The following is a 25509-nucleotide window of genomic DNA, read 5'->3' on the forward strand; positions in this document are numbered from 1 at the left end:
AATACATATTCTTTTCGGCTGAAAAATGAGAGCGTTTACTAAATGGGGGAAAAGAGGAATTTAGTATGGATATGTATCTATTGCTTGTGACATGCCTAGCAATTGTTATTGTTGTATTAGGAGTCTCTTGGTGGAAGTGGCATGCTTTTATCAGCTTAACCGTTGCCAGTTTATTTCTGGCTATTATGTCAGGGCTTTCGATGGACAAAATTGTGGGAGCTTATGAAACAGGAGTGGGCAGTGTTTTAGGTCACCTTGTTGGAATCTTGGCGCTTGGAACGATTTTAGGAAAAATGATGTCAGACTCAGGTGCTGGCATGCAGGTCGCGGAGTTTTTCATTAGGTTTTTTGGAATCAAAAAGTTGCCATGGGCGATGCTCTTTGCTGGTTTTATAATAGGCATTCCGGTTTTTTTTGAAGTCGGAATTGTTATTTTACTGCCGTTAGTAATTTCTATTCATAAAACAACAAGACAAAATATTCTATTAATTGCACTACCTGTAATTGCAGGACTATCGATTGTACACGGTCTTGTTCCCCCCCACCCGGGAGCGATGACAGCCATTGGAATATATAATGCAGACTTAGGAAGAGTTTTGCTCTATTCATTGGTTATTGCTCTTCCAGCAGCAATAGTAGCAGGTCCCGTATTCGCAAAATGGGTGCATAAACGTGTGATTCCTGAAGGGGAACCTGAATTAATTCGTGTCAGCACTTCATCTAAAAAATTACCTAAAACAGGTATTTCATTTTTCATTATCTTATTACCTGTGTTATTAATGGTGTTATCTGTTATGGCTCCGTATATACCGCTTTCTAGCTTTTTAACTAAATTTTTTGTGTTTATCGGCAGTCCTGTCATCGCACTTTTAATTTCTTGCTTTGCCGCATTTTATCTTTTGGGCATGCGTCAGGGAATGAAGAAAAATGTGATTAAAAAATTAGTGGAAGAGTCTTTACTTCCGGTCGGATCTATTATTTTAATTATTGGAGCTGGAGGGGGATTTAAACAAATTTTAATTGATAGCGGTGTAGGTACATCAATTGCTCAAATGTCTGAGCAATTATCGCTTTCTCCTATTGTCTTAGCATTTATGGTAGCAGGATTAATTCGTATTGCTACAGGATCAGCAACCGTTGCATTAACAACAGCCGCCGGCATTGTTTCACCAATCATTGTGCATATGTCTGGAGTTAATCTGGAACTGCTGGTTATTGCGACAGGAGCAGGATCACTAATGTTCTCTCATGTAAATGATGCAGGTTTTTGGCTAGTAAAAGAATATCTTGGTTTAACAGTAAAAGAGACGTTTAAAACTTGGACGGTCCTAGAAACACTGCTCTCGTTTATTGCTTTTGGAGGCGTTTTATTATTTGATATTTTTATTTAAAAATTGCCTCCTTCTAATTATTTTGGAAGGAGGTTTCCTAGTTGACTTGAAATATAGTATTTGTAGAATAAGGGGGCAATGTATATGACGTGGTTAAAAGAAATACTCGGAACGGAAAAAGCTATTATTGCTATGTGTCACTTGTTACCGTTGCCGGGAGATCCATATTTTAATAATGAAAAAGGCATGGACTATGTGGTAGAAATGGCAAGAAAGGATTTGCATGCTCTTCAAGAAGGCGGAGTGGATGCCATTATGTTTTCAAATGAGTTTAGCATGCCATATTTAACGGATGTTAAAACGGAAACTGTAGCTGCGATGGCCCGAATTATAGGTGAATTGATGTCGGAAATTAAAGTGCCCTTTGGGGTAAATGTATTGTGGGATGCTAAGAAATCTTTGGATTTAGCGGCTGCTACAGGGGCTAAATTTGTTAGAGAAATTTTTACAGGCGTATATGCAAGTGATTTTGGTACTTGGAATACCAACGTTGGAGAAACAATTAGACATCAGCATCGAATTGGGGCACAAAACGTTAAATTATTATATAATGTTGTTCCTGAATCTGCTGCGTATTTGGCTGAGCGGGAAATTGAAAGTATTGCTGCATCTACGGTATTTAATAATAGACCAGATGCACTATGTGTATCTGGATTAACAGCAGGGGCCAAGACGGACGTGCAGTTATTAATGCGCGTAAAGGAGGCTGTTCCCAATACAATTCTACTTGTTAATACAGGAGTTAATTTCACTAATTTCAAAGAACAGTTATCTATTGCTGATGGGGCAGTTGTAGGTACAACATTTAAATACGACGGCAAATTTGAAAACCATGTGGATGTTGATCGTGTAAAAAAATTCATGGACAAAGTAAAAGTTTTTCGTGACAATCTTTAAACGAAAGAAGGGGTAAAGATGAATCAATTAGCTTTTATTTTTGATATGGATGGCGTAATTGTCGACAGTGAACCTGTATACCGCATCCGTAATAAAGACATCTTTAAAAAGCTGGGAATAGAAGTAGATGAGGATACACAGCTCAATTTCATTGGAGGAACAGCTAAAAGAAAATGGACAATATTAAAAGAGCAATTTTCACTGTCCCCACCCAATTTGGAGAATACAAACTCTCTGGTCAATTAACTTTTATTGTAGCAACGATTTAATAAAAAACGAGCCTTTTCATATTAATTAGAATCTTAACTATACAAATTAAACGTAAAAACAGCTCTGTAATCGGAGCTGTTTTTTGTTGCCTGAAAAGCTGTTTGTTAGAGATTTAAATAAAAAAAAGAATGTTGGATAGCATAATGATAAGTAAATGTACAATGAGTATGCTCTCTTTTCAAAGAAGCAGACGTACTCAACAAATCTGAAGAAGCGGAGGGAAGTAACAGTGCCTGACAAACCTAGTATTACCTCAAGCGAAATTGGGACGCTGTGGATGACATATCAGCAGAAAACGTTAATTATTTGCTTGTTAGATTATATGATTGAACATGCGGATGATGAAGATGCTAAAACAATTATGACGGACTTGCGTGAGCAGCTTATTATATACATACGGAAAATAAAAACAATATTTGAAAAAGAAGGAGCGGTAGTGCCAACGGGGCTTTCATCTCAAGACGTAAATGTACAGGCTCCAAAACTATTTACTAACGGATTTGATATTATGTTTCTTCGTGTCATCAAAGAAATTAGTATGGGGATGTATACATTAAGTTTAGGCAAGGCCTACAGAGAAGATGTGGTGAAACTTTATCAAGATTTAACAAAAATTACGCAAGAGTGCTACGATTCCTGTACGCAGTACTTATTGAGAAAAGGAATTTTATCACGCCCACCCTATATTCCAATGCCAACTACCGTTGAGTTTGTTTCGGATAGAAAATATCTGAGCGGCTTAAATGTATTTGCGGACAAAAGAGTATTAAATACGATGGAGCTAGCGCAGATTTATCATGGAGTCGAAACAAACATTGTCGGGATGAAGTTAATGAAGGCTTTTTCTCAAACGGCGACAGATACCGAAGTGAAAAAGCATTTTTTGAAAGGAAAAGAGCTCAGTAAAAAAATTATTACACGACTTGAAGAAATAATTATACAAGACGATATTTCACCTTCTGTTGCCTCAACAGGAAGCATAACGACTTCTGAAACGCCTGCTTTTTCGGATCGTTTGATGCTGACATGCGATATTTTACTAAGTAACTTCAGTATCGGAAGTCAGGCGTTTGGAGCAGCATTTAGTTTTCGAAGAGATATTGTGGCTAAAATGATGCTGATAGGAGAAGATGCGTTTCAATATGCAAGCGAAGCAACAGAAATTATGATTAAAAAAGGCTGGCTTGAAGTTCCGCCAAGTATTGATTAGCTAAAAGGAAAGCCTCTTTCATGCATTGTAAATGGAAGTTTATATATTTTTACACACCTTTAACCTTTTATTCAAGTTGATTTAACAGACTGCGTGTACAGTTAAGTTATGTCAATAATAAACAGTAAAGGGTGTAAACAATGAAAAAACGTGCAATTGGAGCGGCAGTATTATCAGCGGTAACTGTAGCAGCGCTAGCATTTGGAACAAATTCACCAACAGATGCTAAAGCAGCTAAAGGCGTAAATAACCAAAAAGCTAAAAATGTTATTCTTTTTGTTGGAGACGGTATGGGTACCGATCATCGTGATGCGATCCGACTGGCCGCCGTAGGAGCAAATGGAAAGTTAGCAATGGATGATATGCCGGCAGTAGGGAGAGTCCATACATCTTCAGGAAATTCATTTGTTACGGATTCTGCTGCAGCTGCTACAGCCATGGCTTCAGGAGTTAAAAGTTATAATGGCGCTATTGGCGTAAATATGAAAGGAAAGCCTGTTCAAACAGTTTTAGAAAAAGCAAAATTAGCTGGGAAAACGACGGGGCTTGTGACAACAAGTCAAGTAACAGACGCAACTCCAGCTGCTTTTGGCGCACATGTTAAAGATCGAAGTGCTCAAAGTGACATCGCGAAGCAGTATCTTGAAAACAGTAAAGTAGATGTGATTCTAGGTGGCGGAGAAGATTATTGGTACACAAAAGGAAATGAAGGTGCACATCCAGATGCCCCGCCAGAAGATAAAACTGAAGGAAGCAAAGGAACGCAAGGAAACTTAGTAAACAAAGCACAAAAACTTGGGTATACGTACGTTAATAACGAAAATGAATTAAAATATGCTAAAGGAACAAAATTGCTTGGTCTGTTTGCTAATGAAGAAATGTTTCAACAAGCTCCTGAAGGCCAAGGTGATGTGTACAACCCTCAAGTATCTCTAAAAGACATGACAAAAAAAGCAATCAATACGCTATCACAAAATAAAAAAGGGTTCTTTCTTGTAGTAGAAGAGGAAGCCATTGATGAAATGGCTCATAATAATAATGCTGAACTCATGATTAAAGCAGGTAAGCAGCTTGATGATACGGTGAAGATGGCTAAAGCTTATGCTAAAACACACCCAGACACTCTCGTATTAGTAACAGCTGACCATGCAACCGGAGGTTTAGCACTTGAAAAAGTAGACAATAAAGATAACGGTGGAGATGAAGCATCAAAAGAAGATGGGCCATTTGCAATCGCTCATTCAAAAGAGCAGTTCGTTGCGGATTGGACAACTGAAGAGCATACGTCATCAGACGTTCCTTTAAATGCAATGGGTGCCGGCTCAGAAAGATTTACTGGAGTATACGAAAATACGTATTTACATGATGCTCTTCTAAAAGCAATGAATTTAAAATAAGTGAGATAAAAACACGGTGTTGATTTAATACACTTAGTATGTAAATCAACACCGTGTTTTTTGCTTTGTGTGAGCAAGTTATGATGGAGTTTCTTCAAAGGTATGCTACGATAAGAATTATCTTGAATTGAAGAGGTGTCACGATGAAAATAGAAGTATGGTCAGATTTTGTCTGTCCTTTTTGTTATATTGGAAAGCGCCGATTAGAGCAAGCGCTTCAGCAATTTGCACACAAAGATGATGTGCAGGTTGAATTTAAAAGCTTCGAGCTGGATCCAAACGCCCCAGTTGATACTGGCAAAACGATTAATGAAGCTCTTGCTGCTAAATATGGAATGACGATTGAACAAGCGAAGCAAGCAAATGAAGGAATCGGACAGCAGGCAGCTAGTGTGGGCTTATCCTTTAATTTTGACGATATGAAGCCAACTAATACATTTGATGCTCACCGCTTAGCTAAATTTGCAAAAGCTCAAGGAAAAGAAGCAGCCATTACAGAAAAACTCTTATATGCATACTTTACTGAATCAAAACATCTAGGTGAAAAAGAGACGCTGGTTGCTGTTGCAGAAGATGCAGGTCTTGACCGAGAAGAAGCACGTCAAATTCTCGCGGATAAAAACGCATACGCAAATGAAGTGCGCAGTGATGAAGCAACGGCTCAGCAATATGGTATTAGCGGTGTTCCATATTTTGTTGTTAATCAAAAATATGCGATTTCAGGTGCACAGCCAATCGAAACATTTGTAGGAGCTCTCCAACAAGTATGGGAAGAAGAAAATCCGACTCCCGCTTTGAAGAGCCTTTCTCCAGAAGGCGCAGATGATGCCTTTTGTGCAGATGGTCAATGTGCCGTTCCTGATTCCTCTAAAAACCAACAATAAATAAAAAGCAGAGGCGGAAATTTCGCTTCTGCTTTTTATTTATTTGCAAAAAAATTTACAAAAATACAAACATGCGTTCTGTTTTTGTGTTATAATAAGTTTAGAAGTAACAAACCTCGATGAGTAAGCTCCAAAAATAAGCGATTAAAAGTGATCCAACCATGAACCAGCTTCCATTTAATCCTGCAGGGGGAATCTGAATGAAGAGCAAAGTGCGCATTATCCCATTTCAAGTAGTTGAACAATTGAATCAATTTAATGAAGTCCCAGAAGGAGTCGCTCTAATTGGAGCAGAGCAAGTATGGAAGCAAACAAAGGGACGGGGAATAACCATAGCGGTTTTGGATACTGGCTGTGATGTTACACATCCAGATTTGCAGGAGCGAATTATTGGAGGAAAAAACTTTACACAAGATGATCAACAAAATCCAGATATTTTTCAAGATTATAATGGTCACGGCACTCACGTAGCAGGCACAATTGCAGCAGCGCATAATGGAACGGGTGTTGTAGGAGTGGCTCCTGAAGTGGGCTTACTTATCCTAAAAGTACTTGATGGAAATGGTTCAGGTCAATACGAGTGGATTATTCAAGGTATTAACTACGCCATCGAGCAAAAAGCAGATATCATTTCGATGTCGTTTGGAGGTCCGTCGGATGTGCCTGAGCTACATGAAGCGATTCAAGATGCTGTTGATCAGAATATTTTAGTTGTCTGCGCAGCGGGAAATGAAGGAGATGGAGAAGGCTCCACAGATGAGTTTGCGTACCCAGGGTCATATAATGAAGTGATTAGCGTAGGAGCTGTTAATTTAGAGAAACGATCTTCGTTGTTTTCCAACTCAAACAACGAAGTAGATGTAGTGGCTCCGGGAGAGAAGATCGTATCAACTTACTTGAATGGAAAGTATGCTGCACTGAGCGGAACCTCTATGGCAACACCTCACGTAGCAGGGGCCTTAGGATTGATAAAAGTTCTTTCAAATGAAATGTTTGGAAGAGAACTTACAGAACCAGAGCTTTATGCACAGTTAATCAGAAGAACCCTTCCATTAAATGAATCACCAAGAGAAGTAGGAAACGGATTTGTGCACTTGACCGTTGTTGAAAAGCTGTTGCGTGAAATTCAACGTCAAATGACTTCAGAGGTGATCGGATGAGAAGCAGTTTAGATATGTTAATGATGGAAAAGCAGCAGGCAAAAGCTCTTTATCACGAATACGCAAACAATCGAAGTTATTATGATGAAAAGACAGATGAAGAAAATAAAAATCTTTATTATCAAGATACGCTCTTTGAAAGAGAAGCCATGCAAACTTTGTTAAAGGAAACGCATCAGCATTTGCTAAGTTATTCGCCGCATAAATATGTATATCCATGGGTGGATCTACAGGAGAATGGGGAGCTGAAAAGTCTATACTCAGGGAAAGGGATGGATCCGTTAGAAACTATACAGCAAGATATTGATCAACTTCAGTCGCTTAGTAACTCCTCTCTTTCAAGCAATGATATACTGCTAAACTGTGAGCACGTTGTCCCGCAATCTTGGTTTGGGAAACAAGAGCCTATGAGAGGCGATTTGCATCATTTATTTGCGTGTGAACCTTCTTGTAACAGTCGAAGAGGTAATTCTTCTTATATTGACTTCCCCGATTATACGCCGGAAGTAAAGCAATCAGATGTGAAAGAAGGATGTGGCAAAGCAGAAAAAGGTAAGTTTGAACCCGAATATGGAAAAGGAATTGTGGCTCGATCAACTCTTTATTTTTTAATTCGCTATCATAATAAAATTGACTCTTCGCGAGTAGATCTTCCTCTTTTACTAAAATGGCATGAAGAATTTACTGTTTCACTTTATGAAAAACATCGCAATGCAGCAATCTTTGAGTTGCAAGGCAACCGAAATCCTTTTATCGATTTTCCTGACAAAGCAGCTGCACTAATAAATTCTGCTTTCTAAAATAACAAAGAGCTCCGTTTCTATTCGAAACGGGGCTCTTTTAGGTATCCTAATATGAAAATCCATATTTATCGCTTAAGAGGGCATCCATTTTATTTAATAAGCGAAAATATTCTTCCTGTTCTTCTACAGTTAGAGCTGACAGCATATCTTTTAAAAATCCATTTCGCTTCTCTGTAATTATTGAAACAAGTTTCTTTGATTCATCGGTCAATGAAACCCACACGACTCTCCGGTCTTTTTCGTCTCGCACGCGCTTAATGAGAGATTCTTCTTCCAATTGATTTAATAAGCTAGTTGTAGCGCCCGAGGTTAAGTGAAGTTTATTTGAAATATCTGCTACCATATACTTTGTGCCGCTGGCAATGTAGTTTAAGATATAAAATTTAGTGGGTGTTAAGTGATAAGGCTGTGTTTTTAATGTTTCTTCGACTAAATGTCGCATATATTGAAAAAAAGATGTGTTAATTTGATAAAGGTGTTCAATTTTTGACTCTAAATTGTTAGCCATGCTAGCTTCCATCTCCTTGTACACTACCGACATATATAAACTAACTCTAAAATAAAATGAAACAATTGTAAAGGATGGCAATGATTATCTTTAACCACCATTATTATTTTTAAATTAATATCTTTACGAAAAAATATCTTTATGATAAAGTTATTTAGGTGGTTAACCAAATAGATGATTATAAAGAAACATATCTCATAATAGATGGGGATAATATCTTTATGAAAAAGCTATATAAAAAAGTAATTTTATTATTGAAGTATTAAGGAGGAGTAATGAATGTCTAGAAGTCGCTTAATGGTAACAAATTTTATTGGAATCATCGTTATTTTAGCTTTATTAATTGGAGGAGGATATTATTACGTTCAAAAATCGAACTATATTACAACGGATAACGCTAAAGTATCCGGAGATGTATACAATGTAGTTGCACCTGCAGCAGGTAAAGTAGCAAGCTGGACAGTAGAAGAAGGAAATGATGTATCAAAAGATGCTGAAATTGCTAAAATTCAAGCTGAAAAAGGGTCTGTAGCTGCTACAGTACCAGCAGATGGAAAAATTATTCAAACAAACGTAAAAGAAAATCAAATGGTTCAAGCTGGACAGCAAATTGCAACGGAAGTAGATATGAAAGACCTATTTATCGTAGCAAATATTAAAGAAGATCAGCTTAAGGATATTAAAGAAGGCGACGATGTAGATGTAACGGTAGACGGAGACAGCAGTGCAAAAATCGACGGTAAAGTCGAAGAAATTGGATATGCAACCAATTCACTTTCATCTTTAACATCCAACTCAAGCTCAGATGGAAACTACACAAAAGTGTCTCAAACGGTTCCTGTGAAAATTTCTATTTCTAATTATTCAGAGCATGTTCTGCCAGGTATGAACGCCGAAGTGAAAATTTCGAAAGACTAATTCTTACTACAACAGTTCAAGAAGGGAGGAAATATGATGACAGCCAGTATAGAAAACACAAGTGATGGATCCATCAAAAAGCATATTCCGCTATTAATTGTTTTAATGCTTGGTTTGTTTCTTGCAATATTAAACCAAACGTTACTAAACGTAGCCATCCCGCATTTGATTACTGAGTTTGGCGTAACGGCAAATACAGCTCAGTGGCTGTTAACTGGATATATGCTTGTGAACGGGGCGTTAATTCCGCTTTCAGCTTTTTTAATTGAACGATTTGGTGTACGTCGCTTGTTCTTATTTGCAATGTTTTGTTTTACAGTAGGATCATTGATTTGCGGAATTGCACCTACGTTTCCCATTATGCTTACGGGCCGTTTAATTCAAGCTATTGGCGGAGGTGTCTTATCGCCTCTTGTCATGACTATTATTGTGTTTATTTTCCCTCCTCACATGAGAGGAAAAGGGATGGGGATTTTTGGATTGGCCATGATGTTCGCACCGGCTATTGGTCCAACTTTATCTGGATGGGTTATTCAAAACTATGATTGGCACATCCTTTTTAACGGCATGGTGCCATTAGGTGCCATTGTACTGATTATTGCTTTCTTTCAATTAAAAGATATTCAGCCTCCAAAAGATGTAAAAGTACACATGCCTTCTGTTGTGACATCACTTGCAGGTATGGGGTTATTGCTTTATGGATTCAGTGAAGCTGGAAATGACGGCTGGACGGATCCAGTTGTTCTTTCTACAATCATTGGCGGGGCAGTGCTGTTAATTATATTTGTCCTTCAGCAAATTAAATCTGAAAAGCCGCTGTTGGATATGCGGGTATTTAAATATAATATCTTTTCATTATCGAATATTATTAGTATTGCAATTACAATCAGTATGTACGCAGGTATGTTCTTACTTCCAATTTACTTGCAAAACATCCGCGGCTATTCTGCTTTTGATTCAGGACTCCTGTTACTTCCTGGAGCACTTGTTATGCTGGTTATGTCGCCAATTTCAGGTACATTGTTTGATAAAGTGGGACCTCGTCCGCTAGCAATCGTTGGTATGCTCATTACATCTATTTCAACGTTTGAATTTACGAAGCTGACGATGGATACACCGTTTAATCATATTTTAGGGATTTATATTATCCGTTCGTTTGGTATGTCACTTTTAATGATGCCGATTATGACAGCCGGTTTAAATCAGCTTCCGCAGCGACTAAGCAGTCACGGAACATCAATGTCTAATACGCTTCGTCAAGTAAGTGGTTCAATTGGTATTAGTTTGATGACGACGATTTTTACGAACCGTACAACGTATCATGTAAATGAAATCAGCAGTTCCATGAATACGTCAGATCCATTCTTTATGAATAGCTTTCATTTATTCGTCAAAAAAGTGGCCGCTACTTTGCATTTATCACAAGATCAAGCTCAGCAGCAAGCGCTCACGATTTTATCTGGAAAAATGACGCAGCAAGGTACGATTCAAGGTATTAACGATGCCTTCTACTGGGCAACAGCGATTTCTGTTATCGGTTTGATTTTAAGCTTCTTCCTTCGTGACGTACGTAAAGATAAAGTAGTCGAAGAAAAGAAATCAGAAGCTCAAGAGGAAGATATTCGTATGCTTCCAGCTCCCAAAAGTATAAATTCATAAGGAGCTATAGAAATCTAACGTTCATCATAAGACATGTTAGAGAGAAAGGGGCGGTGAGGTGGATGGATCCAATGATATTTGGTGAAGAAATTCAAAAAATTTCAATATCTTTAAACAAAAAAGTAATGACAAATGTAAAAAGTCTTTTACAGCATTACGGAATTACCCCTTTTCAATATCATATTTTACTGATTGTTGAACGATCACATACAATACCTGTTACCAAAGTGGCAGACGAAATGAAGGCGAGTCCAAGCGTTATCACAGCATCGATTACACGTTTGTATGAACTGAATCTTGTGGAGCGCTACCATTCAAAAGATGATCGGCGTAAAGTTATGATTGAACTTACAAACAAGGGGAAACAAGTCATTCGAGCTGCTGAGAAAGACATGCAGCAAGAAGTTGAAAAACTGTTTGCATGCTATAAAGAAGAAGAACAGCAGCACTTTCTTACGCTCTGTCGGCAGCTAGATGAACATGTGACTTGAACTTGAATAGACAAAAGTATATTGAGTTAAGCGGAGTGAGTGTAAATGGATAAAGAGATGGTAAAAAACATTCGGAAAAACTACAATATGAATCAGCGCAGCTTTGCTCAAGCGGTGAACTGCAGTTTTTCTTTAATTGCACTGGTTGAAGTGGGTAAGCGAAGAGTAACAAAAAACTTGGAGGACAAAATTAAACAAGCATTTCAATTGAATGATCATGATTTAAAAACACTGCAGAGCTAATACAAAAAGTAGGTGTGTGAAACGAGCGCACCTACTTTTTTTCGTCTTGTTTTTTTGTAAGAGGATCTACGGTATGTTTGTAATCATAAGCTTTCGAAGTAGTAATTACGCATAGCAGTAAAATAACAAATACAATGATAATAGAGAGCGTAATAATGACAATCATCTAAACCATCCTTTCTTTTTCTCGTTATGTATGCTTTCGGTCTTATTAGTAAAATTCCTTCTTTCCCCACATAGTGCAGAAATGACAAACGCATACTAATAACAGTCTAGAATAAAGGAGTGTTTATAATGAATGAAAAAGAGTTGAAAAAACAATTAAAAAAGGTAGCGGATTATCCTGCATCTAAAGCAGATGGAGTAGACGAAGAGTTTTCTCGTGAATTAGCAGACCAAGCCGATTTAGAAGCACAGGCTAGAGCGAACGCTGCAGATGAAAGACAAAAAAATAATAACTGAGGCTGGGATAAAAGTATTTTGGCCCAAGTGAAAAACGAACAACTAATCAAACATTTTGATTAGTTGTTCGTTTTTAGATTGGATTAATGTTGTTATCTCTCAGCCTCGTTTGTTATTTTTTCAAAAGCAAATAAACAAAATAAGGAGCACCGATTACGGCGGCGACAATTCCTGCTGGTACACCGTTAGGATCGGCAATATTATGTCCTATTGTGTCTGCAATCAGCAAAAGCCAACCGCCAAGTAAAATAGCGACGGGAATAAAAAGCTGATTTCTCGGTCCCACTAAGCCTTTAGCAATATGAGGAGCAAGAAGTCCAATAAAAGCAACGCCGCCCGTCACTGAAACTGCCGCTGCCGCTAATGCAACCGCGGCTAAAAGCAATGTTATACGTTCTTTCTCCATAGAAATGCCGACTCCAATAGCTGCAGCTTCATTTAAATTAAAAATGTTTAATGAGTTTGCTTTGTACAATATAAAAGGAATCAAGACAAGAAGCCAAGGTAGAAGAGCCCATATAAAAGGCCAGTCTGTCCCCCAGATGTTCCCTGCAATCCATTTAGCAATAAAATCAACTTTAGCGCGATCAGCTGATGACATAATCATCACCATCATTCCAGAAAGAGCCATCGAAAAACCTACGCCTGTTAAGATAAGCTTTACAGGCTGCAGTCCTTGGCTTTTACTATATGCACAAAGATAGATGAGACTAGCTGTAAACAAGGCACCGATGAACCCTACTAGCGGAAGGGCATAGACGAAAGAACCAGCTTCAATTGGGGCAAATAAAAAGAATACAGCAATTGCGACTCCTGCTCCTGAATTAATTCCTATAATCCCAGGTTCCGCTAAATCATTGCGCGTAACACCTTGTAAGATAGCTCCTGATAAAGCTAGAGCCATTCCTGCTAGAAGCGTGATGATAATGCGCGGAAGTCGAATTGAAAAAAGGACGAACTCATCTGCAAAATCACCTTTGCCAAAAAGAGTAGGAAACACTTTATTATAAGGAAGGGGTGCATCACCGAGCGCCATTCCTATCACAACCGTTCCAAGAATCAAAACAGTGAGCAGCATCATAATTATTCGTTGTTTTCTAATAAGCACTGGGTGAATCATGAGAATGCTTTTCCTCCTTTACGAACAATGACTAAAAAGAAAGGTAAACCAATCATCGATACAACTGCTGCTATCGGTGTTTCATAAGGAGCACTTACTGTTCGAGCCAATGTATCAGCAAGCAGCATAAACGCTGCGCCAGTGATAGCGGACATAGGGATGATATAACGATAGTCGGTTCCTACGATTCCTCGTACAATATGAGGAATCATCAAGCCAATAAACACCATGTTTCCGACTAGCGCAACAGAAGCGCCGGCAAGAAGAATCATGACGACAAATAAAATGATTTTGACTTTTGTTGTTTGCTGGCCTAACCCTACAGCGACTTCTTCATTTAAGCTCAAAATAGTAAGCTGCCGAGAAAGCAAAAGGGCAATGAATATACCGCCGACAATAAAAGGAACGATGATTTGAAGCTGTTCCCAAGAAGTGCCTACAATTCCGCCAGCAGTCCACATGGATACATCTTTTGAAATCTTAAAATAAATACCGAAGCCTTCTCCAATGGCATATAGAAATGCTGAAACGGCAGCCCCCGCTAGTACAATTCGAAGCGGAGAAAATCCTCCTCTTTTTATAGCAGCAATTCCAAACACCAGGATTGCGCCAACCCCGGCTCCTATAAAGCAAGCAATCGTAATACCCAAATAATTTATAGAAGGGATCAAGGCAATTGTTACAGCTAAAGCCGCATTTGCGCCAGACGTTAGCCCTAAGAGTCCTGGATCTGCAAGAGGGTTTCTTGTCATACCTTGCATAATTGCTCCTGATACGGATAAAGCAGCGCCAACAAAAACAGCGGCGATTTCACGGGGTAAACGAATATCCCGGATGATCGAGATGTGTTCGTTTACAGTGCTTGATGAAAGTGCTAACCACACATCTTTTATAGATATATCAGCAGCGCCAAAAACCATTGAAGAAACAAACATTGTGATGAATACGAACAGCATACCTATTAATTTATATAAAAAGGGAATGAAACGCTGATTGTCTTTTTTCATAAAACACCCATCTTTTCATGTGAGAATAAATTTAGTAACACAAAGCAAGAGGAATCCTAAAAAGAATTCCTCTTGAATGAATTACTTACCAAGAAATTTTTGAGTAAAGAAATCTAGTTGATAATCTAGTGTGATTGGATCATTAAAATAAAATTCTTTTGCATTTGCTTCAAATACGTGATTGTTCTTTACAGCAGGAATATTTTTGTACGTATCTGTTTTCTCAAATGATGTATCTCCATCTTGGTTTTTGCTAAAGATTAAATAATCTCCGGCATATTCAGGAAGAACTTCCGGTGAAATTGCATAGTACCCATCTTTCAAAGCCATTTTTTTTACCTTCTGCGGCATTTTTAATTTCATTTCTTGATAAAGAATCTCCGTTCCGCGTCCCCAGTTATTCCCAAACACATAAAGCTGTTTGTCAAAGTTCTCAATAACTGAAACCGTGGCATCTTCGCCAATTTTAGCTTTGATGTCAGAACCAGCTTTTGCCGCACGCTTTTTAAAGTCGTCTACCCATGATTGTGCTTCTTTTTCTTTATTTAATAGCTTTCCAATTTCTACATGCTGAGTAAGGTAATCTACTTTATCGTATGTATACGTGACAGTAGGGGCAATTTTTTTCAATTTATCAATGTTTTTTGTAGTAGATAAGCCAATAATTAAGTCAGGCTTTAATTCAATGATCTTTTCTAAATTTTCCTCTGATACTTCTTCGACGCCTTTTAATTTCTTTTCAAAGCGGGGATTCATTTTAGACCATGAGTCCACTCCGACAATGTTAACACCTAAAGAAAGTACGTTACCTGCATAGGAACCTAAAACAACAACACGTTTCGGATTAGCCGGAACTTTTACAGGGCCGTCTTCAGATTGATATGTGATCGTCTTGGATTCGCTGTTTTTGCTAGAATCATTTTTACTTTCAGTTGAACCGTTGCTGCAGGCACTAATAAGTAGTACGAATATAAGCATGAATGGAAGCAGTAATTTTTTCATTTAGTTATCTCCTCTTAATAAGTTATATGTGATGCACATTGGTTTATTTGTTCTCGGATCCCGCCCAATTTCAGCGTCGATATGAAACACTTTTTTTAGAACGTCCTGCGTAATGACTTCTTCACATTTTCCGGCTTTGACAATTTCTCCATCTTTTAAAGCGATAATATAATCCGCAAAGCGAGCGGCTTGATTTAGATCATGAAGCACCATTACAACTGTACGTTCTTGCTCTTTGTTTAGTTTTTGCAGGAGTTCAAGTACTTCTAACTGATGAGCCATATCCAAGTAGGTAGTAGGCTCATCGAGGAATATAATATCGGTTTCTTGAGCTAAAGCCATCGCAATCCACACTCGCTGGCGCTGACCGCCTGAAAGAGAGTCAACGGGACGAAACTTGTAATCTTTTGTTCCGGTTACTTCAAGCGCCCAGTCAATCATTTTATAGTCTTCTTTCGATAGACGCCCAAAACCTTTTTGATAGGGAAATCGCCCATAAGATACAAGTTCTCCAACAGTTAGGCCGCTGGCACTTTCTGGTGTCTGAGGGAGAATCGCCATTTTTTTAGCGAGTGATTTTGTATGTTCTGTTGAAATGTTTTCGCCATCTAAAATGACGGAGCCAGATTGATGGGAAATAATGCGGGTGATGGCTTTTAAAAGCGTTGATTTGCCGCATCCGTTTGAACCAATAATCGTGGTAATCTTTTTGTCTGGAATGTTAACGCTTAAATTCTTAACTATTAGACGTTCACCATAACTAATATGTAATTTCTCTGTATATAGGCGAACCATATTTGCCCCTCCGTTTGCGTTTAATACAACGATACTTGATAATGATTATCAATGTCGTTTACTTTACATACTATAATTCGAACGTTTTCAGATGTCAATAGTTATTTTTATTGTCAAAACGGTGAAGAAGATGTATATTCAAATGAGAATGATAATCAATAACGATTAATTGCAAGGAGTGGATGTTTATGACAAAAAACGAACTGTTTGACGTGACAATTATAGGAGGGGGGCCGGCTGGCCTTTACTCGACTTTTTATAGTGGACTAAGAGAAATGAAAACAAAGCTAATTGAATATCAGCCAAAGCTAGGCGGAAAGCTTCACGTTTATCCTGAAAAAATGATTTGGGATGTCGGAGGCCAAACTCCTATTACTGGTGCGAAGCTTATTGAACAGCTTGTTGAACAAGGGCTGACGTTTGCTCCAACTGTTGTTTTAAATGAGAAAGTTGACTCCATTTCCCGCTTAGAAGATGGTATTTTCCAGCTGACGAGTTCTTCAGGGAAACATCATTACTCTAAAACGATTATCCTTGCTGTGGGAGGAGGTATTTTAAATCCGCAAAAGCTCAAAATCGAAGGGGCAGAACGATTTGAAGTAACAAACTTAAACTATACGGTTAAATCTCTGCAGCATTTTAAAAATAAAACGGTGATTGTTTCCGGAGGAGGTAATTCAGCCATTGATTGGGCAAATGAGCTAGAGCCCGTTGCTGAAAAGGTATATATTACGTATCGAAACAGTGAACTAACTGGTCATGAAGCACAGGTGAGACAATTAATAAACAGTTCAGCTCACTGTCTGCTTAACACATCTATTACAAAATTAGTGGCTGATGCGACGCATGAATTTATTGAAACAGTTGAGCTGACTAATCATCAAACCGGTGAGATTTCTTATTTGCCGGTTGAAGAAGTTATCATTAATCACGGTTATGAAAGAGATACAGAGCTGTTAAAAAACAGTAAACTACATATCAAAACCATTGATGACTATTACATCGCAGGTAATGCAGCAAGCGAAACGTCTGTAGAAGGCGTATATGCAGCGGGAGATATTCTCATGCACGAAGGGAAAGTCCATTTAATTACGGGTGCTTTTCAAGATGCTGCTAATGCCGTAAACAAAGCAAAACAATTCGTTCAGCCTTCTGCGGCTAAGACAGCTATGGTTTCTTCTCACAATGAAGTATTCAAAAAGCGTAATTCAACACTAATTAAACAAATGATGAAGTAAAGCGAGATGCAGGGTGCATGTCGCTTCTTTCTCTACGGTAGAATTATCTAAGTAAGGAGGAAGGGAACGAAAAAAGAAAAGAGAAATATAATAAAAGAAAACGCTTACATTTTTAAAGATGACACAGCGCTTGTTTGCATAAGGGGGAAGTCGTATGAACGAAAAAGAGAAATATCAGTTTGAAACAAAAGCCATTCACGCAGGGTATGAATCAAAACATCATTTTGATAGTTTAGCTCCGCCTATTTATCAAACGTCTACATTTACATTTTCATCTCTAGAACAAGGTGCAAACCGGTTTAGCGGAGCAGAAGATGGTTATGTATATTCCCGGTTATCTAATCCAACGATCACCATTTTAGAAGAGCGTATGGCACAGCTTGAAGAAGGAGAAGCCGCTTTGGCATTTGGATCGGGAATGGCTGCAGTATCGGCTGTATTGATTGGACTTACAAAAGCAGGCGATCATATTTTGTGTTCTAAAGGAGTGTATGGATGCACGTTTGGTCTCTTAGAAATGCTTGAGGAAAAATATCAAATCCGTCATTCTTTCTCCAACTTGGAAACTGAGGAAGAAATTCTTGCTGCTATCAGAAAAGATACAGCATGTATTTATATTGAAACACCGATTAACCCGACTATGACTTTAGTAGATTTAGAGTTAGTTACTTCTATCGCCAAACAAAAAGGAATTCCTGTGGTAGTAGACAATACCTTTTCAACTCCTTATTTGCAGCAGCCGCTGAAGCTTGGATGCGACTTAGTCATTCATAGCGCAACAAAATTTATTGGTGGACACGGAGATGTTGTCGCGGGAATTGTAGTAGGGAACGAAGAGGTTATTTCCGTACTGCGCAAAACGACGCAAAAAGATATCGGAGGCATTCTTTCACCGTTTGATGCTTGGCTGTTACTCCGAGGCTTAAAAACGCTGGCCGTTCGAATGGATCGTCACTGTGAAAATGCTGAATATATCGCAAAACAATTAAGTCTCCATCCCAAGGTGAAAGCCGTTTATTATCCAGGTGATAAAAAGAGCACTGCTTATTCTCTCATGCAAAAGCAAATGAAAAAAGGAGGGGGGCTTCTCTCCTTTGAAGTGAAAGGAGGTTATGAAGAAACCGTAAAAGTGGTTAATCAGCTTAAGCTCATTTCCATTGCGGTGAGTCTTGGAGATGCTGAAACACTTATTCAGCATCCTGCCTCGATGACGCATGCAGTTGTGCCGGAAGAAGCTCGAAAAGAAATGGGAATCTCAAACGAACTCCTTCGCTTATCAGTTGGACTGGAAGCATGGGAAGATATTATGAGAGATTTACAGCAGGCATTAGATAGTATATAAAAAAACAACGCTTGAAGTATCTTAAGGATATTTCAAGCGTTGTTTTTTGAATATCAACCGTATGTCATCACTCATACATCCTTTTTTGCGAGTGGAACTTTACCTACATCTTTAGACAAATGTCCTAGACAGAAGAGATGCCTTTCAATAGACTAAAGGTTATCTGTGAAAATACAATATTTAGGTAAGGAAGGTGCTCTGCTATTATGCTTCATAATCCAACTGGGAAAAAACGTCTAGGATTGGCGTTTCTTCTCAGCACGCTTGCGATATTAGGTCCGCTTAATATCGATATGTATTTGCCAAGTTTTCCTGCTATTGCTGATCATTTAGATGCGCGAGCTTCACTTGTTCAGCTTAGTTTAACATCGTGTTTACTAGGCCTTGCCGTTGGTCAAATCGTGATTGGTCCAATCAGTGATGCGAAGGGAAGAAAAGGACCTTTACTCATTTCCATCTCTTTATTTATGCTATCGTCATTGCTCTGTGCGCTGGCTCCTACTATCACGGCTTTAGTTATCACACGCTTTTTGCAGGGGTTTACGGCTTCGGCAGGAGTTGTTCTTTCTCGAGCCATTGTCAGAGACGTTTTTAGTGGAAGAGAGCTTACGAAGTTTTTTGCTCTGTTAATGGTTATCAATGCCTTTGCACCAATGATAGCACCAATGGCCGGAGGTGCTATTTTACTTCTTCCTTTTGCAAGTTGGCATACTATTTTCTTGTTTTTAAGTTTAATAGGTCTTTTAATTGTTTTAACAATCTCAATGCGTTTAAAAGAAACTTTGCCAATTGAAAATAGAACGCCAAGTTCAATTGGTCATTCCGTTCGCACAATGGGCAGTTTATTACAAGACCGTTCTTTTATTGGTTATGCCTTAATTGTCGGACTGGTCCACGGAGGAAGCTTTGCTTATGTATCAGGCACTCCATTTGTCTATCAAGGGATCTACCATGTTTCTCCGCAAGTTTTTAGCATTTTGTTTGGGATTAACGGCTTGGCCATTGTGACTGGAAGCTTTATTATTGGGCGCTTTAGCGGAATTCTTCATGAAAGAAGCCTGCTTCGCATTGCCGTGATTACGGCTGTAAGTGCTACTAGCGTACTTCTTATCATGACCATGCTTAAAGGGCCGCTGGCTACGATTGTTATTCCCATTTTTATTTACATGATCTCTATAGGAATGACGATCACAGGCTCGGTGACATTGGCAATGAAAAATCAAGGACATAGAGCAGGAAGTGCGAGTGCCGTGTTAGGCATGCTTCCACTAACTTTAGGATCAATTGTTTCTCCTTTAGTGGGTATTAACGAAACCACAGCGATTCCGATGGCTGCTATTTTATTTAGTACGGCGCTTTTGGGTTTTGTAGCTTTCTTTACGTTAACTAAAAACAAGAAAGAAACAGAAAAGTGCGACGTTAACGAGTTTAAAACGGAAGTTTCTCCGTAATCACTTTTTTGATTGTTTGAAAGCATCACTCCTTTGTGAAAATGAGTGATGCAAATTTATTCAAGTATTGGATAATATATGCTAACCTTAGGGCATGATCGAAAGGAGTGGATAATAATGAGTAAAGTAGTTCCTGAAATAACCCTTAATGACGGGGTAACCTTGCCTGCTATAGGCTTTGGTACATACAAACTTAACGGAAATGAAGGAGTCAACGCTATAACGAGTGCGATTGATGTAGGGTATCGTCTAATTGATACGGCTTATAATTACGAAAATGAAGGCACCGTGGGCCAAGCTCTTCGAAGAACGCCGGTTTCTAGACAAGAACTATTCGTTACGTCTAAACTCCCAGGGCGATACCATACGTATGACAAAGCAATTCCTACCATCCAAGAATCTTTATATCGCGCGAATTTAGACTATTATGATTTGTATCTTATTCATTGGCCTAATCCTAAACAAGATCATTATGTAGAAGCTTGGCAAGCATTGATTGATGCGAAGCGCTGGGGCTTGATTCGTTCAATTGGTGTTTGCAATTTTCTTCCCGAGCATGTTGAGCGCTTGGAAAAAGAGACCGGCATTTTACCAAGTATCAATCAAATAGAACTGCATCCTTTTTTTAATCAACATCAATATCGAAATTGGTATCAGGAGAAAAACATTCAAATTGAATCTTGGAGTCCACTAGGGCGAGCAAGTGCTGTTTTAGAAAATGAAGCAATTAAACAAATTGCCGACCGTCATAATAAGACAGTTTCACAAGTGATTTTGCGATGGCATTATCAGCTAGGGGCGATTTCAATTCCAAAATCGTCATCTCGCAAGCGGCAGCTTGAAAACATATCTATTTTTTCATTTTCTTTAGATGAAACTGAGATGAATATGATTTCAGAATTGAACCGCGAGGATGGAAGACTTAATAATCAAGACCCCGCTGCTTATGAAGAATTTTAACTATAAGGCCTCACTTATTTTTTAAGTGAGGCTTTTATTCTATGGTTTTTCATTATTTAAGAGTGAAAATAGTCCGTTTAGTTCTAACGATTGTAGGAGAAAATGTGTTAAAATATTCCGAAAAAAGGAGTGGTGAACCATGGAAGAAGTAGTAAAAGCGATTCAAGACGAATATCCGGATGATTTTGCATGGTGTTACGGCTGCGGCCGATTAAACCAGGACGGCTATCATTTTCGCACAGGATGGCTAGGAGAAAAAACTATTACCCTTTATACACCTAAGGCTGAACATACAGCTATACCAGGATTTGTTTATGGCGGACTTCTTGCATCACTGATTGATTGCCATGGAACAGGCTCTGCATCTCTTGCTCTATACCGTAAAAATGGCTACGAAATAGGAGATTCAGCAGAGCCGCCGCGGTTTGTTACCGGTTCTCTCCACGTAGATTTTAAAAAACCAACGCCACAGGGTGAAGTACTAAAAGCGATAGGAACGGTTGAAGAAATTCACCCGAAGAAATGGAGAGTTAAAACAGAAGTATACGCGAGTGACATCATTGTTGCGACCGGAGAAGTTGTGGCAGTTGTTATGCCAAGTACGTTTAAACGCAAAGAAGACTAAAAAATGCAAAACAGTTACATAAAAAGGGAGGAAAAGGTATGGGTAAATGTAATTTAGACCACTCGGTAGAAGATGTACAGCAGAAGTTTAACTCGCAGTCACAATGGCTGCCAGAAGATATTCGCTCGTTATTTCATGAGTTTCTCGTACGAAATCCTTCGCAAACAACATTAAACGAGATGTTTCATTTGCTGAAGAAATATGATTTGGTTGATGAACAAGAAAGAAAAGAGCGAGATCGAAAAATCAAATGGCTGATATTAAATAAAGAAGAGACGAACAACTAGAAGCAACTACATACAGTAAACCTACGCTTACGACCACAATGAAAAAATCCGAACGAGTTGGATTCTCCATCAAGAATCTCGCTTCATCGTTCGGATCTTTCTTCAAATAAAATACTTTTACCCCAGCCTCTTTTTAACGAGATTAAAAGTAATCACCACCACTTAAACCCGTCGTCTTCTAACAAATGATTTGAAGCTGCTGGTCCCATCGTACCCGCAGGATAAAAATGAAGAGGAAAGCGTTCATCATTAAAAACTTCTAAAATAGGTTGCACCCATTTCCAAGATAATTCAACTTCTTCCCAATGAGCAAAAAATGTGGAGTCTCCCTGTAAAGCATCAAATAACAGCAGTTCATAAGCTTCGGGTACTTCTTTTTGATTTGTTGAGAAATTGATAAAAATCGGTTCGATTTTATTGTCATTCAAAGGGTTTTTGCTGTTTAATTGCAGTGATATACCTTCATTTGGGCTGATTTCGACAACCAAAAGGTTGGGAATAACTTCTTCGTCTGTATAAACATCCTTTAAAGGATGTTTAAATTCAATGACGATACGCGTGCATTTTTTACTCATTCTTTTTCCTGTGCGAAGATAGAAAGGAACTCCTTTCCAAAGCTCATGATCAATCCATACCCGGACTGCTATAAATGTGTCATTAACGGAAGCAGCATTGATGTCGGGCTCATCTTTATATCCTATAACGGAACGATTTTGGATTTTTCCCGCTTCGTATTGACCTCTTATGACGTTAGAATGGATAAACTCTTTTTGTAGAGGGCGAAGGCTTTTCATAATTTTTATCTTTTGTTGGCGAGTCTTTGCGATGTTAAGTGTCTTTGGCAGCTGCATGGCAGTCATCATAAGCATTTGAAGCATATGGTTTTGGAACATATCCCTAATTGCACCGGACTGATCATAGTAATGCGCTCTTTCTTCTACACCAACTGTTTCACTAGCTGTAATTTGGACATTTGCAACGTAGTGATGATTCCATAGTGCTTGTAAAATAGGGTTTGCAGATGCTAGAGCCTCCAAATTTTGAATCATTGGTTTTCCCAGATAGTGGTCGATACGATAAATCTCTTCTTCATTGAACGTTTCAGTAAGCTTTTGATTTAACACTTGAGCAGATTGTAAATCGTGTCCGAAAGGCTTTTCGATAATAAGGCGTTTCCAGCCTTTTGTAGATCCCAATCCGCCGCTATTTATATTTGAAGCAATAACGTCTACAAATTCAGGAGCCACTGATAAATAGAAAAGACGATTTTCAGGAATATTTAATTCTGCTTCGCCTTCTTGAATAGCATGCAGCAACTGGTCATATCCATCACTATTGGTAACATCCATTTTATGATAGCGAACTGTCTTAAGAAATTCTTTTATCTTGGATTCACCTTGGCTAAAGCGCCTTGAAAAAGTCTTTACTGATTCTTCTACATATATTTGAAAGGCATCATCAGACCAGTTGCTTCTACCCGTACCAACAATAGAAAAGGAAGAAGGCAGCTTTTTATCTAAAAATAAATTATATAACGCAGGAAAAATTTTTCTTTTAGCTAAATCTCCTGTTGCTCCAAATAAGATAAAGGTCATGGAATCCACTTCTAACGCTTGTGGTGAATGAGACTTGAGACAATTATCACGTGAACGAGCTACACTGCCCAATTGATCTCCTCCTTTATTTTAACGGTCTATTGCAGTGAATATAGTCTTTTACCACCTTTACAGATTACAGTATAGCAGGTACAATTTTCCTTTATAAGTAGACACTTTATTTTCATATAGTGTCTAAAACTATACTATTACGCATAAAAAGGGAGGAAAAAGGATTGAGCAGACTTTTTAGCAAAACGTTTAACTGTGAAAAGGAATTAACGTTAACGATTATTGGAGGCAAGTGGAAAATGTTGATTATGTGGCACCTAGGAAAAGAAGGGACGAAACGATTTGGGGAGTTAAAGTCCATGATGCCGGGAATTACTCAGCGAATGTTAGTAAGTCAGCTGCGAGAATTAGAAGAAGATCAAATCGTTCACCGAAAAGTCTATCCGGTTGTCCCTCCAAAAGTTGAATATTCCTTGACTGAACACGGGAGAAGCTTGATGCCCATCCTTGAGAGCATGGATGAGTGGGGAAAAAATTATATGGAAACCGTTATAGAGCCTGAAATGAATAATTCCAGCCATATGGGTTAAAATCTTTTGTTGAAAAGGATAAAATTACACTTATTATTCAGAATTTTCTAACATAAATACGAATGATACGCTGCATTGAAGCGTCCATAGTATATTTTTAGTGACTATATGTTTTAAAAGTGCCTACTTTTTTTTTGAAAGTAACGGTTTTACAATGAATTCATGCTAGACAACCCCATTTAATGAAGGAGTGAAGTAGGTATGGAACTTCAATTAGCATTGGATCTTGTAAATATTTCAGAGGCAAAAGAAGTAGTGCAGGAGGTTCAAGAGTATATCGATATTGTAGAAATTGGAACTCCAGTTGTGATTAACGAAGGGCTAAAAGCAGTCAAAGAAATCAAGGAAGCCTTTCCGTCTTTAAAGGTATTAGCTGATTTGAAAATTATGGATGCAGGTGCTTATGAAGTAATGAAAGCTTCTGAAGCGGGTGCTAGTATTATTACCATTCTTGGCGCTACTGATGATTCGACTATAAAAGGCGCTGTAGAAGAGGCCAAAAAACAAGGAACACAAATTCTTGTTGATATGATTAATGTAAAAAACCTTGAACAACGTGCAAAAGAAGTCGATGCACTCGGTGTTGACTATATTTGTGTACACACAGGGTATGATCTTCAAGCTGAAGGAGAAACCCCGTTCGAGCAGCTTCAAACGATTAAACGAGTTGTGAAAAATGCAAAAACAGCGGTGGCAGGAGGCATTAAACTGAATACACTTCCTGAAGTTGTGCAGTCACAGCCTGATCTTGTGATTGTAGGCGGGGGGATTACAAGTGAAAAAGACAAAAGAAACGTTGCAGAAGAAATGAAAAAAGTAGTCAAACAAGCAACTTTGGTCTAAAAATAAGCAAAAGTATTTAGGCCTTCAAAATTAATTAATCGGTAAATGGTTTAAAAAGAAGATAGCTAAGTTATTTTAGCTATCTTCTTTCCGTCATTTTTAGTATAACCATTCATTGATAAGAGTCATTTTGACAGATAGATAGTTTCTTTAAAATTCGTTATTCAAAAGAAAAAGACGGCGGTTTTTCTGGGATTTTAAAGTTAAGAAAGCGTTATCCGAACATTAGCGGAAGAAAGTGCAAAAAAATCTATGTCACACTTTTTGACAAAATACTTTGAAAATTATGAATATTAAAAATATAATTAACTATCGACAATATTTAACATCTTTAAACCAAAAAAGGAGG

At 38.3% G+C, this 25509-nt stretch carries 28 protein-coding genes; 21 read left to right on the top strand and 7 right to left on the bottom strand.

Translation table 11 applies throughout. From position 1 onward, the window contains the following. Positions 1 to 65: 65 nt before the first annotated feature. The 8 genes from JNUCC25_RS07600 to JNUCC25_RS07635 all read left to right on the top strand — a co-directional run bounded on the left by JNUCC25_RS07600 (position 66) and on the right by JNUCC25_RS07635 (position 8009). On the top strand, positions 66 to 1391 hold the full coding sequence (locus JNUCC25_RS07600) for a GntP family permease (protein ID WP_013056218.1): 1326 nt from the start codon (positions 66 to 68) through the stop codon (positions 1389 to 1391). An 84-nt stretch (positions 1392 to 1475) separates the two neighbouring features. Then, positions 1476 to 2288 (top strand): BtpA/SgcQ family protein, encoded by an 813-nt coding sequence (locus JNUCC25_RS07605; RefSeq protein WP_013056219.1) that lies wholly within the window; start codon positions 1476 to 1478, stop codon positions 2286 to 2288. Positions 2289 to 2306: 18 nt separating this feature from the next. Further along, positions 2307 to 2534, top strand: a complete 228-nt coding sequence (locus JNUCC25_RS07610; RefSeq protein WP_013056220.1) for an HAD family hydrolase — start codon at positions 2307 to 2309, stop codon at positions 2532 to 2534. A 253-nt stretch (positions 2535 to 2787) separates the two neighbouring features. Beyond that, positions 2788 to 3768: a DUF3231 family protein gene (locus tag JNUCC25_RS07615; protein WP_013056221.1), complete on the top strand. Its 981-nt coding sequence runs from the start codon at positions 2788 to 2790 to the stop codon at positions 3766 to 3768. Between the two features lie 140 nt (positions 3769 to 3908). Then, positions 3909 to 5165, top strand: a complete 1257-nt coding sequence (locus JNUCC25_RS07620; protein ID WP_029324180.1) for an alkaline phosphatase — start codon at positions 3909 to 3911, stop codon at positions 5163 to 5165. A gap of 143 nt (positions 5166 to 5308) precedes the next feature. Next, positions 5309 to 6049, top strand: a complete 741-nt coding sequence (locus tag JNUCC25_RS07625) for a DsbA family oxidoreductase (protein WP_013056223.1) — start codon at positions 5309 to 5311, stop codon at positions 6047 to 6049. Positions 6050 to 6249: 200 nt separating this feature from the next. Then, on the top strand, positions 6250 to 7209 hold the full coding sequence (locus JNUCC25_RS07630; protein ID WP_454223039.1) for a S8 family peptidase: 960 nt from the start codon (positions 6250 to 6252) through the stop codon (positions 7207 to 7209). Beyond that, positions 7206 to 8009 (top strand): endonuclease I family protein, encoded by an 804-nt coding sequence (locus JNUCC25_RS07635; protein WP_013056225.1) that lies wholly within the window; start codon positions 7206 to 7208, stop codon positions 8007 to 8009. The genes JNUCC25_RS07630 and JNUCC25_RS07635 overlap by 4 nt, the downstream gene beginning before the upstream one ends. A gap of 49 nt (positions 8010 to 8058) precedes the next feature. Here the strand turns inward: JNUCC25_RS07635 and JNUCC25_RS07640 are convergent, their stop codons facing one another. Next, entirely contained in the window at positions 8059 to 8520 is a 462-nt protein-coding gene (locus JNUCC25_RS07640) for a MarR family winged helix-turn-helix transcriptional regulator (RefSeq protein WP_013056226.1), read from the bottom strand. Between the two features lie 279 nt (positions 8521 to 8799). Between JNUCC25_RS07640 and JNUCC25_RS07645 the strand changes: the two genes are divergently transcribed. The 4 genes from JNUCC25_RS07645 to JNUCC25_RS07660 all read left to right on the top strand — a co-directional run bounded on the left by JNUCC25_RS07645 (position 8800) and on the right by JNUCC25_RS07660 (position 11831). Further along, positions 8800 to 9438: an HlyD family efflux transporter periplasmic adaptor subunit gene (locus JNUCC25_RS07645; protein ID WP_013056227.1), complete on the top strand. Its 639-nt coding sequence runs from the start codon at positions 8800 to 8802 to the stop codon at positions 9436 to 9438. Between the two features lie 33 nt (positions 9439 to 9471). Further along, positions 9472 to 11097 carry a DHA2 family efflux MFS transporter permease subunit gene (locus JNUCC25_RS07650; RefSeq protein WP_140456698.1) on the top strand — a complete coding sequence of 542 codons (1626 nt, stop codon included), beginning with the start codon at positions 9472 to 9474 and terminating at the stop codon, positions 11095 to 11097. Positions 11098 to 11168: 71 nt separating this feature from the next. Beyond that, positions 11169 to 11588: a MarR family winged helix-turn-helix transcriptional regulator gene (locus JNUCC25_RS07655; protein ID WP_013056229.1), complete on the top strand. Its 420-nt coding sequence runs from the start codon at positions 11169 to 11171 to the stop codon at positions 11586 to 11588. 45 nt (positions 11589 to 11633) lie between these two features. After that, entirely contained in the window at positions 11634 to 11831 is a 198-nt protein-coding gene (locus JNUCC25_RS07660; protein ID WP_013056230.1) for a helix-turn-helix domain-containing protein, read from the top strand. Between the two features lie 31 nt (positions 11832 to 11862). Here the strand turns inward: JNUCC25_RS07660 and ytzI are convergent, their stop codons facing one another. Continuing rightward, positions 11863 to 11997, bottom strand: coding sequence for a YtzI protein (gene ytzI / locus JNUCC25_RS07665; RefSeq protein ID WP_013056231.1), 135 nt, complete (start codon positions 11995 to 11997; stop codon positions 11863 to 11865). A 128-nt stretch (positions 11998 to 12125) separates the two neighbouring features. Here ytzI and JNUCC25_RS07670 point away from each other — a divergent pair, with 128 nt between their 5' ends. Continuing rightward, entirely contained in the window at positions 12126 to 12293 is a 168-nt protein-coding gene (locus JNUCC25_RS07670; RefSeq protein ID WP_013056232.1) for a YfhD family protein, read from the top strand. 112 nt (positions 12294 to 12405) lie between these two features. Here the strand turns inward: JNUCC25_RS07670 and JNUCC25_RS07675 are convergent, their stop codons facing one another. From JNUCC25_RS07675 to JNUCC25_RS07690, 4 genes are all read right to left on the bottom strand, one after another. Then, positions 12406 to 13413 (bottom strand): FecCD family ABC transporter permease, encoded by a 1008-nt coding sequence (locus JNUCC25_RS07675; RefSeq protein WP_454223042.1) that lies wholly within the window; start codon positions 13411 to 13413, stop codon positions 12406 to 12408. Then, a complete protein-coding gene (locus tag JNUCC25_RS07680; RefSeq protein ID WP_029324184.1) occupies positions 13410 to 14420 on the bottom strand; it encodes a FecCD family ABC transporter permease in 1011 nt (336 codons plus the stop codon). The genes JNUCC25_RS07675 and JNUCC25_RS07680 overlap by 4 nt, the downstream gene beginning before the upstream one ends. An 81-nt stretch (positions 14421 to 14501) precedes the next feature. Further along, on the bottom strand, positions 14502 to 15422 hold the full coding sequence (locus JNUCC25_RS07685; protein ID WP_029324185.1) for an iron-hydroxamate ABC transporter substrate-binding protein: 921 nt from the start codon (positions 15420 to 15422) through the stop codon (positions 14502 to 14504). Next, positions 15423 to 16217, bottom strand: coding sequence for an ABC transporter ATP-binding protein (locus JNUCC25_RS07690; RefSeq protein WP_013056236.1), 795 nt, complete (start codon positions 16215 to 16217; stop codon positions 15423 to 15425). Between the two features lie 188 nt (positions 16218 to 16405). Here JNUCC25_RS07690 and JNUCC25_RS07695 point away from each other — a divergent pair, with 188 nt between their 5' ends. The 6 genes from JNUCC25_RS07695 (at position 16406) to JNUCC25_RS07720 (ending at position 22120) form a co-directional block, all read left to right on the top strand. Further along, positions 16406 to 17455, top strand: coding sequence for an NAD(P)/FAD-dependent oxidoreductase (locus JNUCC25_RS07695; protein WP_029324186.1), 1050 nt, complete (start codon positions 16406 to 16408; stop codon positions 17453 to 17455). A 154-nt stretch (positions 17456 to 17609) separates the two neighbouring features. Beyond that, entirely contained in the window at positions 17610 to 18797 is a 1188-nt protein-coding gene (megL, locus tag JNUCC25_RS07700; protein WP_013056238.1) for a methionine gamma-lyase, read from the top strand. A gap of 206 nt (positions 18798 to 19003) precedes the next feature. Further along, positions 19004 to 20248: a Bcr/CflA family efflux MFS transporter gene (locus JNUCC25_RS07705; RefSeq protein WP_078081640.1), complete on the top strand. Its 1245-nt coding sequence runs from the start codon at positions 19004 to 19006 to the stop codon at positions 20246 to 20248. Positions 20249 to 20365: 117 nt separating this feature from the next. Then, positions 20366 to 21208 (top strand): aldo/keto reductase, encoded by an 843-nt coding sequence (locus JNUCC25_RS07710; protein WP_029324189.1) that lies wholly within the window; start codon positions 20366 to 20368, stop codon positions 21206 to 21208. Between the two features lie 139 nt (positions 21209 to 21347). Then, positions 21348 to 21833 (top strand): PaaI family thioesterase, encoded by a 486-nt coding sequence (locus JNUCC25_RS07715; RefSeq protein WP_013056241.1) that lies wholly within the window; start codon positions 21348 to 21350, stop codon positions 21831 to 21833. 38 nt (positions 21834 to 21871) lie between these two features. Next, positions 21872 to 22120, top strand: a complete 249-nt coding sequence (locus tag JNUCC25_RS07720; RefSeq protein ID WP_013056242.1) for a hypothetical protein — start codon at positions 21872 to 21874, stop codon at positions 22118 to 22120. 152 nt (positions 22121 to 22272) lie between these two features. Here the strand turns inward: JNUCC25_RS07720 and zwf are convergent, their stop codons facing one another. Beyond that, a complete protein-coding gene (zwf, locus tag JNUCC25_RS07725; RefSeq protein ID WP_078081641.1) occupies positions 22273 to 23787 on the bottom strand; it encodes a glucose-6-phosphate dehydrogenase in 1515 nt (504 codons plus the stop codon). Between the two features lie 164 nt (positions 23788 to 23951). Between zwf and JNUCC25_RS07730 the strand changes: the two genes are divergently transcribed. Further along, positions 23952 to 24317, top strand: coding sequence for a winged helix-turn-helix transcriptional regulator (locus JNUCC25_RS07730; RefSeq protein ID WP_013056244.1), 366 nt, complete (start codon positions 23952 to 23954; stop codon positions 24315 to 24317). Positions 24318 to 24518: 201 nt separating this feature from the next. Then, a complete protein-coding gene (gene hxlA / locus JNUCC25_RS07735; protein WP_013056245.1) occupies positions 24519 to 25160 on the top strand; it encodes a 3-hexulose-6-phosphate synthase in 642 nt (213 codons plus the stop codon). Positions 25161 to 25509 lie beyond the last annotated feature (349 nt).

This window comes from Priestia sp. JNUCC 25 (genome assembly GCF_053667915.1).

What these genes read in the sequence shown, in the direction of transcription:
- JNUCC25_RS07670 (WP_013056232.1), top strand. Translation starts at nt 12,126, where the DNA reads ATGAATGAAAAAGAGTTGAAAAAACAATTAAAAAAGGTAGCGGATTAT.
- JNUCC25_RS07635 (WP_013056225.1), top strand. Translation starts at nt 7,206, where the DNA reads ATGAGAAGCAGTTTAGATATGTTAATGATGGAAAAGCAGCAGGCAAAA.
- JNUCC25_RS07630 (WP_454223039.1), top strand. Translation starts at nt 6,250, where the DNA reads ATGAAGAGCAAAGTGCGCATTATCCCATTTCAAGTAGTTGAACAATTG.
- JNUCC25_RS07680 (WP_029324184.1), bottom strand. Translation starts at nt 14,420, where the DNA reads ATGAAAAAAGACAATCAGCGTTTCATTCCCTTTTTATATAAATTAATA.
- JNUCC25_RS07650 (WP_140456698.1), top strand. Translation starts at nt 9,472, where the DNA reads ATGATGACAGCCAGTATAGAAAACACAAGTGATGGATCCATCAAAAAG.
- JNUCC25_RS07620 (WP_029324180.1), top strand. Translation starts at nt 3,909, where the DNA reads ATGAAAAAACGTGCAATTGGAGCGGCAGTATTATCAGCGGTAACTGTA.
- JNUCC25_RS07695 (WP_029324186.1), top strand. Translation starts at nt 16,406, where the DNA reads ATGACAAAAAACGAACTGTTTGACGTGACAATTATAGGAGGGGGGCCG.
- JNUCC25_RS07605 (WP_013056219.1), top strand. Translation starts at nt 1,476, where the DNA reads ATGACGTGGTTAAAAGAAATACTCGGAACGGAAAAAGCTATTATTGCT.
- JNUCC25_RS07675 (WP_454223042.1), bottom strand. Translation starts at nt 13,413, where the DNA reads ATGATTCACCCAGTGCTTATTAGAAAACAACGAATAATTATGATGCTG.
- JNUCC25_RS07645 (WP_013056227.1), top strand. Translation starts at nt 8,800, where the DNA reads ATGTCTAGAAGTCGCTTAATGGTAACAAATTTTATTGGAATCATCGTT.
- megL (WP_013056238.1), top strand. Translation starts at nt 17,610, where the DNA reads ATGAACGAAAAAGAGAAATATCAGTTTGAAACAAAAGCCATTCACGCA.
- ytzI (WP_013056231.1), bottom strand. Translation starts at nt 11,997, where the DNA reads ATGATTGTCATTATTACGCTCTCTATTATCATTGTATTTGTTATTTTA.
- JNUCC25_RS07600 (WP_013056218.1), top strand. Translation starts at nt 66, where the DNA reads ATGGATATGTATCTATTGCTTGTGACATGCCTAGCAATTGTTATTGTT.
- JNUCC25_RS07720 (WP_013056242.1), top strand. Translation starts at nt 21,872, where the DNA reads ATGGGTAAATGTAATTTAGACCACTCGGTAGAAGATGTACAGCAGAAG.
- JNUCC25_RS07710 (WP_029324189.1), top strand. Translation starts at nt 20,366, where the DNA reads ATGAGTAAAGTAGTTCCTGAAATAACCCTTAATGACGGGGTAACCTTG.
- JNUCC25_RS07655 (WP_013056229.1), top strand. Translation starts at nt 11,169, where the DNA reads ATGATATTTGGTGAAGAAATTCAAAAAATTTCAATATCTTTAAACAAA.
- JNUCC25_RS07660 (WP_013056230.1), top strand. Translation starts at nt 11,634, where the DNA reads ATGGATAAAGAGATGGTAAAAAACATTCGGAAAAACTACAATATGAAT.
- JNUCC25_RS07625 (WP_013056223.1), top strand. Translation starts at nt 5,309, where the DNA reads ATGAAAATAGAAGTATGGTCAGATTTTGTCTGTCCTTTTTGTTATATT.
- JNUCC25_RS07705 (WP_078081640.1), top strand. Translation starts at nt 19,004, where the DNA reads ATGCTTCATAATCCAACTGGGAAAAAACGTCTAGGATTGGCGTTTCTT.
- hxlA (WP_013056245.1), top strand. Translation starts at nt 24,519, where the DNA reads ATGGAACTTCAATTAGCATTGGATCTTGTAAATATTTCAGAGGCAAAA.
- JNUCC25_RS07690 (WP_013056236.1), bottom strand. Translation starts at nt 16,217, where the DNA reads ATGGTTCGCCTATATACAGAGAAATTACATATTAGTTATGGTGAACGT.
- JNUCC25_RS07685 (WP_029324185.1), bottom strand. Translation starts at nt 15,422, where the DNA reads ATGAAAAAATTACTGCTTCCATTCATGCTTATATTCGTACTACTTATT.
- JNUCC25_RS07610 (WP_013056220.1), top strand. Translation starts at nt 2,307, where the DNA reads ATGAATCAATTAGCTTTTATTTTTGATATGGATGGCGTAATTGTCGAC.
- JNUCC25_RS07640 (WP_013056226.1), bottom strand. Translation starts at nt 8,520, where the DNA reads ATGGCTAACAATTTAGAGTCAAAAATTGAACACCTTTATCAAATTAAC.
- JNUCC25_RS07715 (WP_013056241.1), top strand. Translation starts at nt 21,348, where the DNA reads ATGGAAGAAGTAGTAAAAGCGATTCAAGACGAATATCCGGATGATTTT.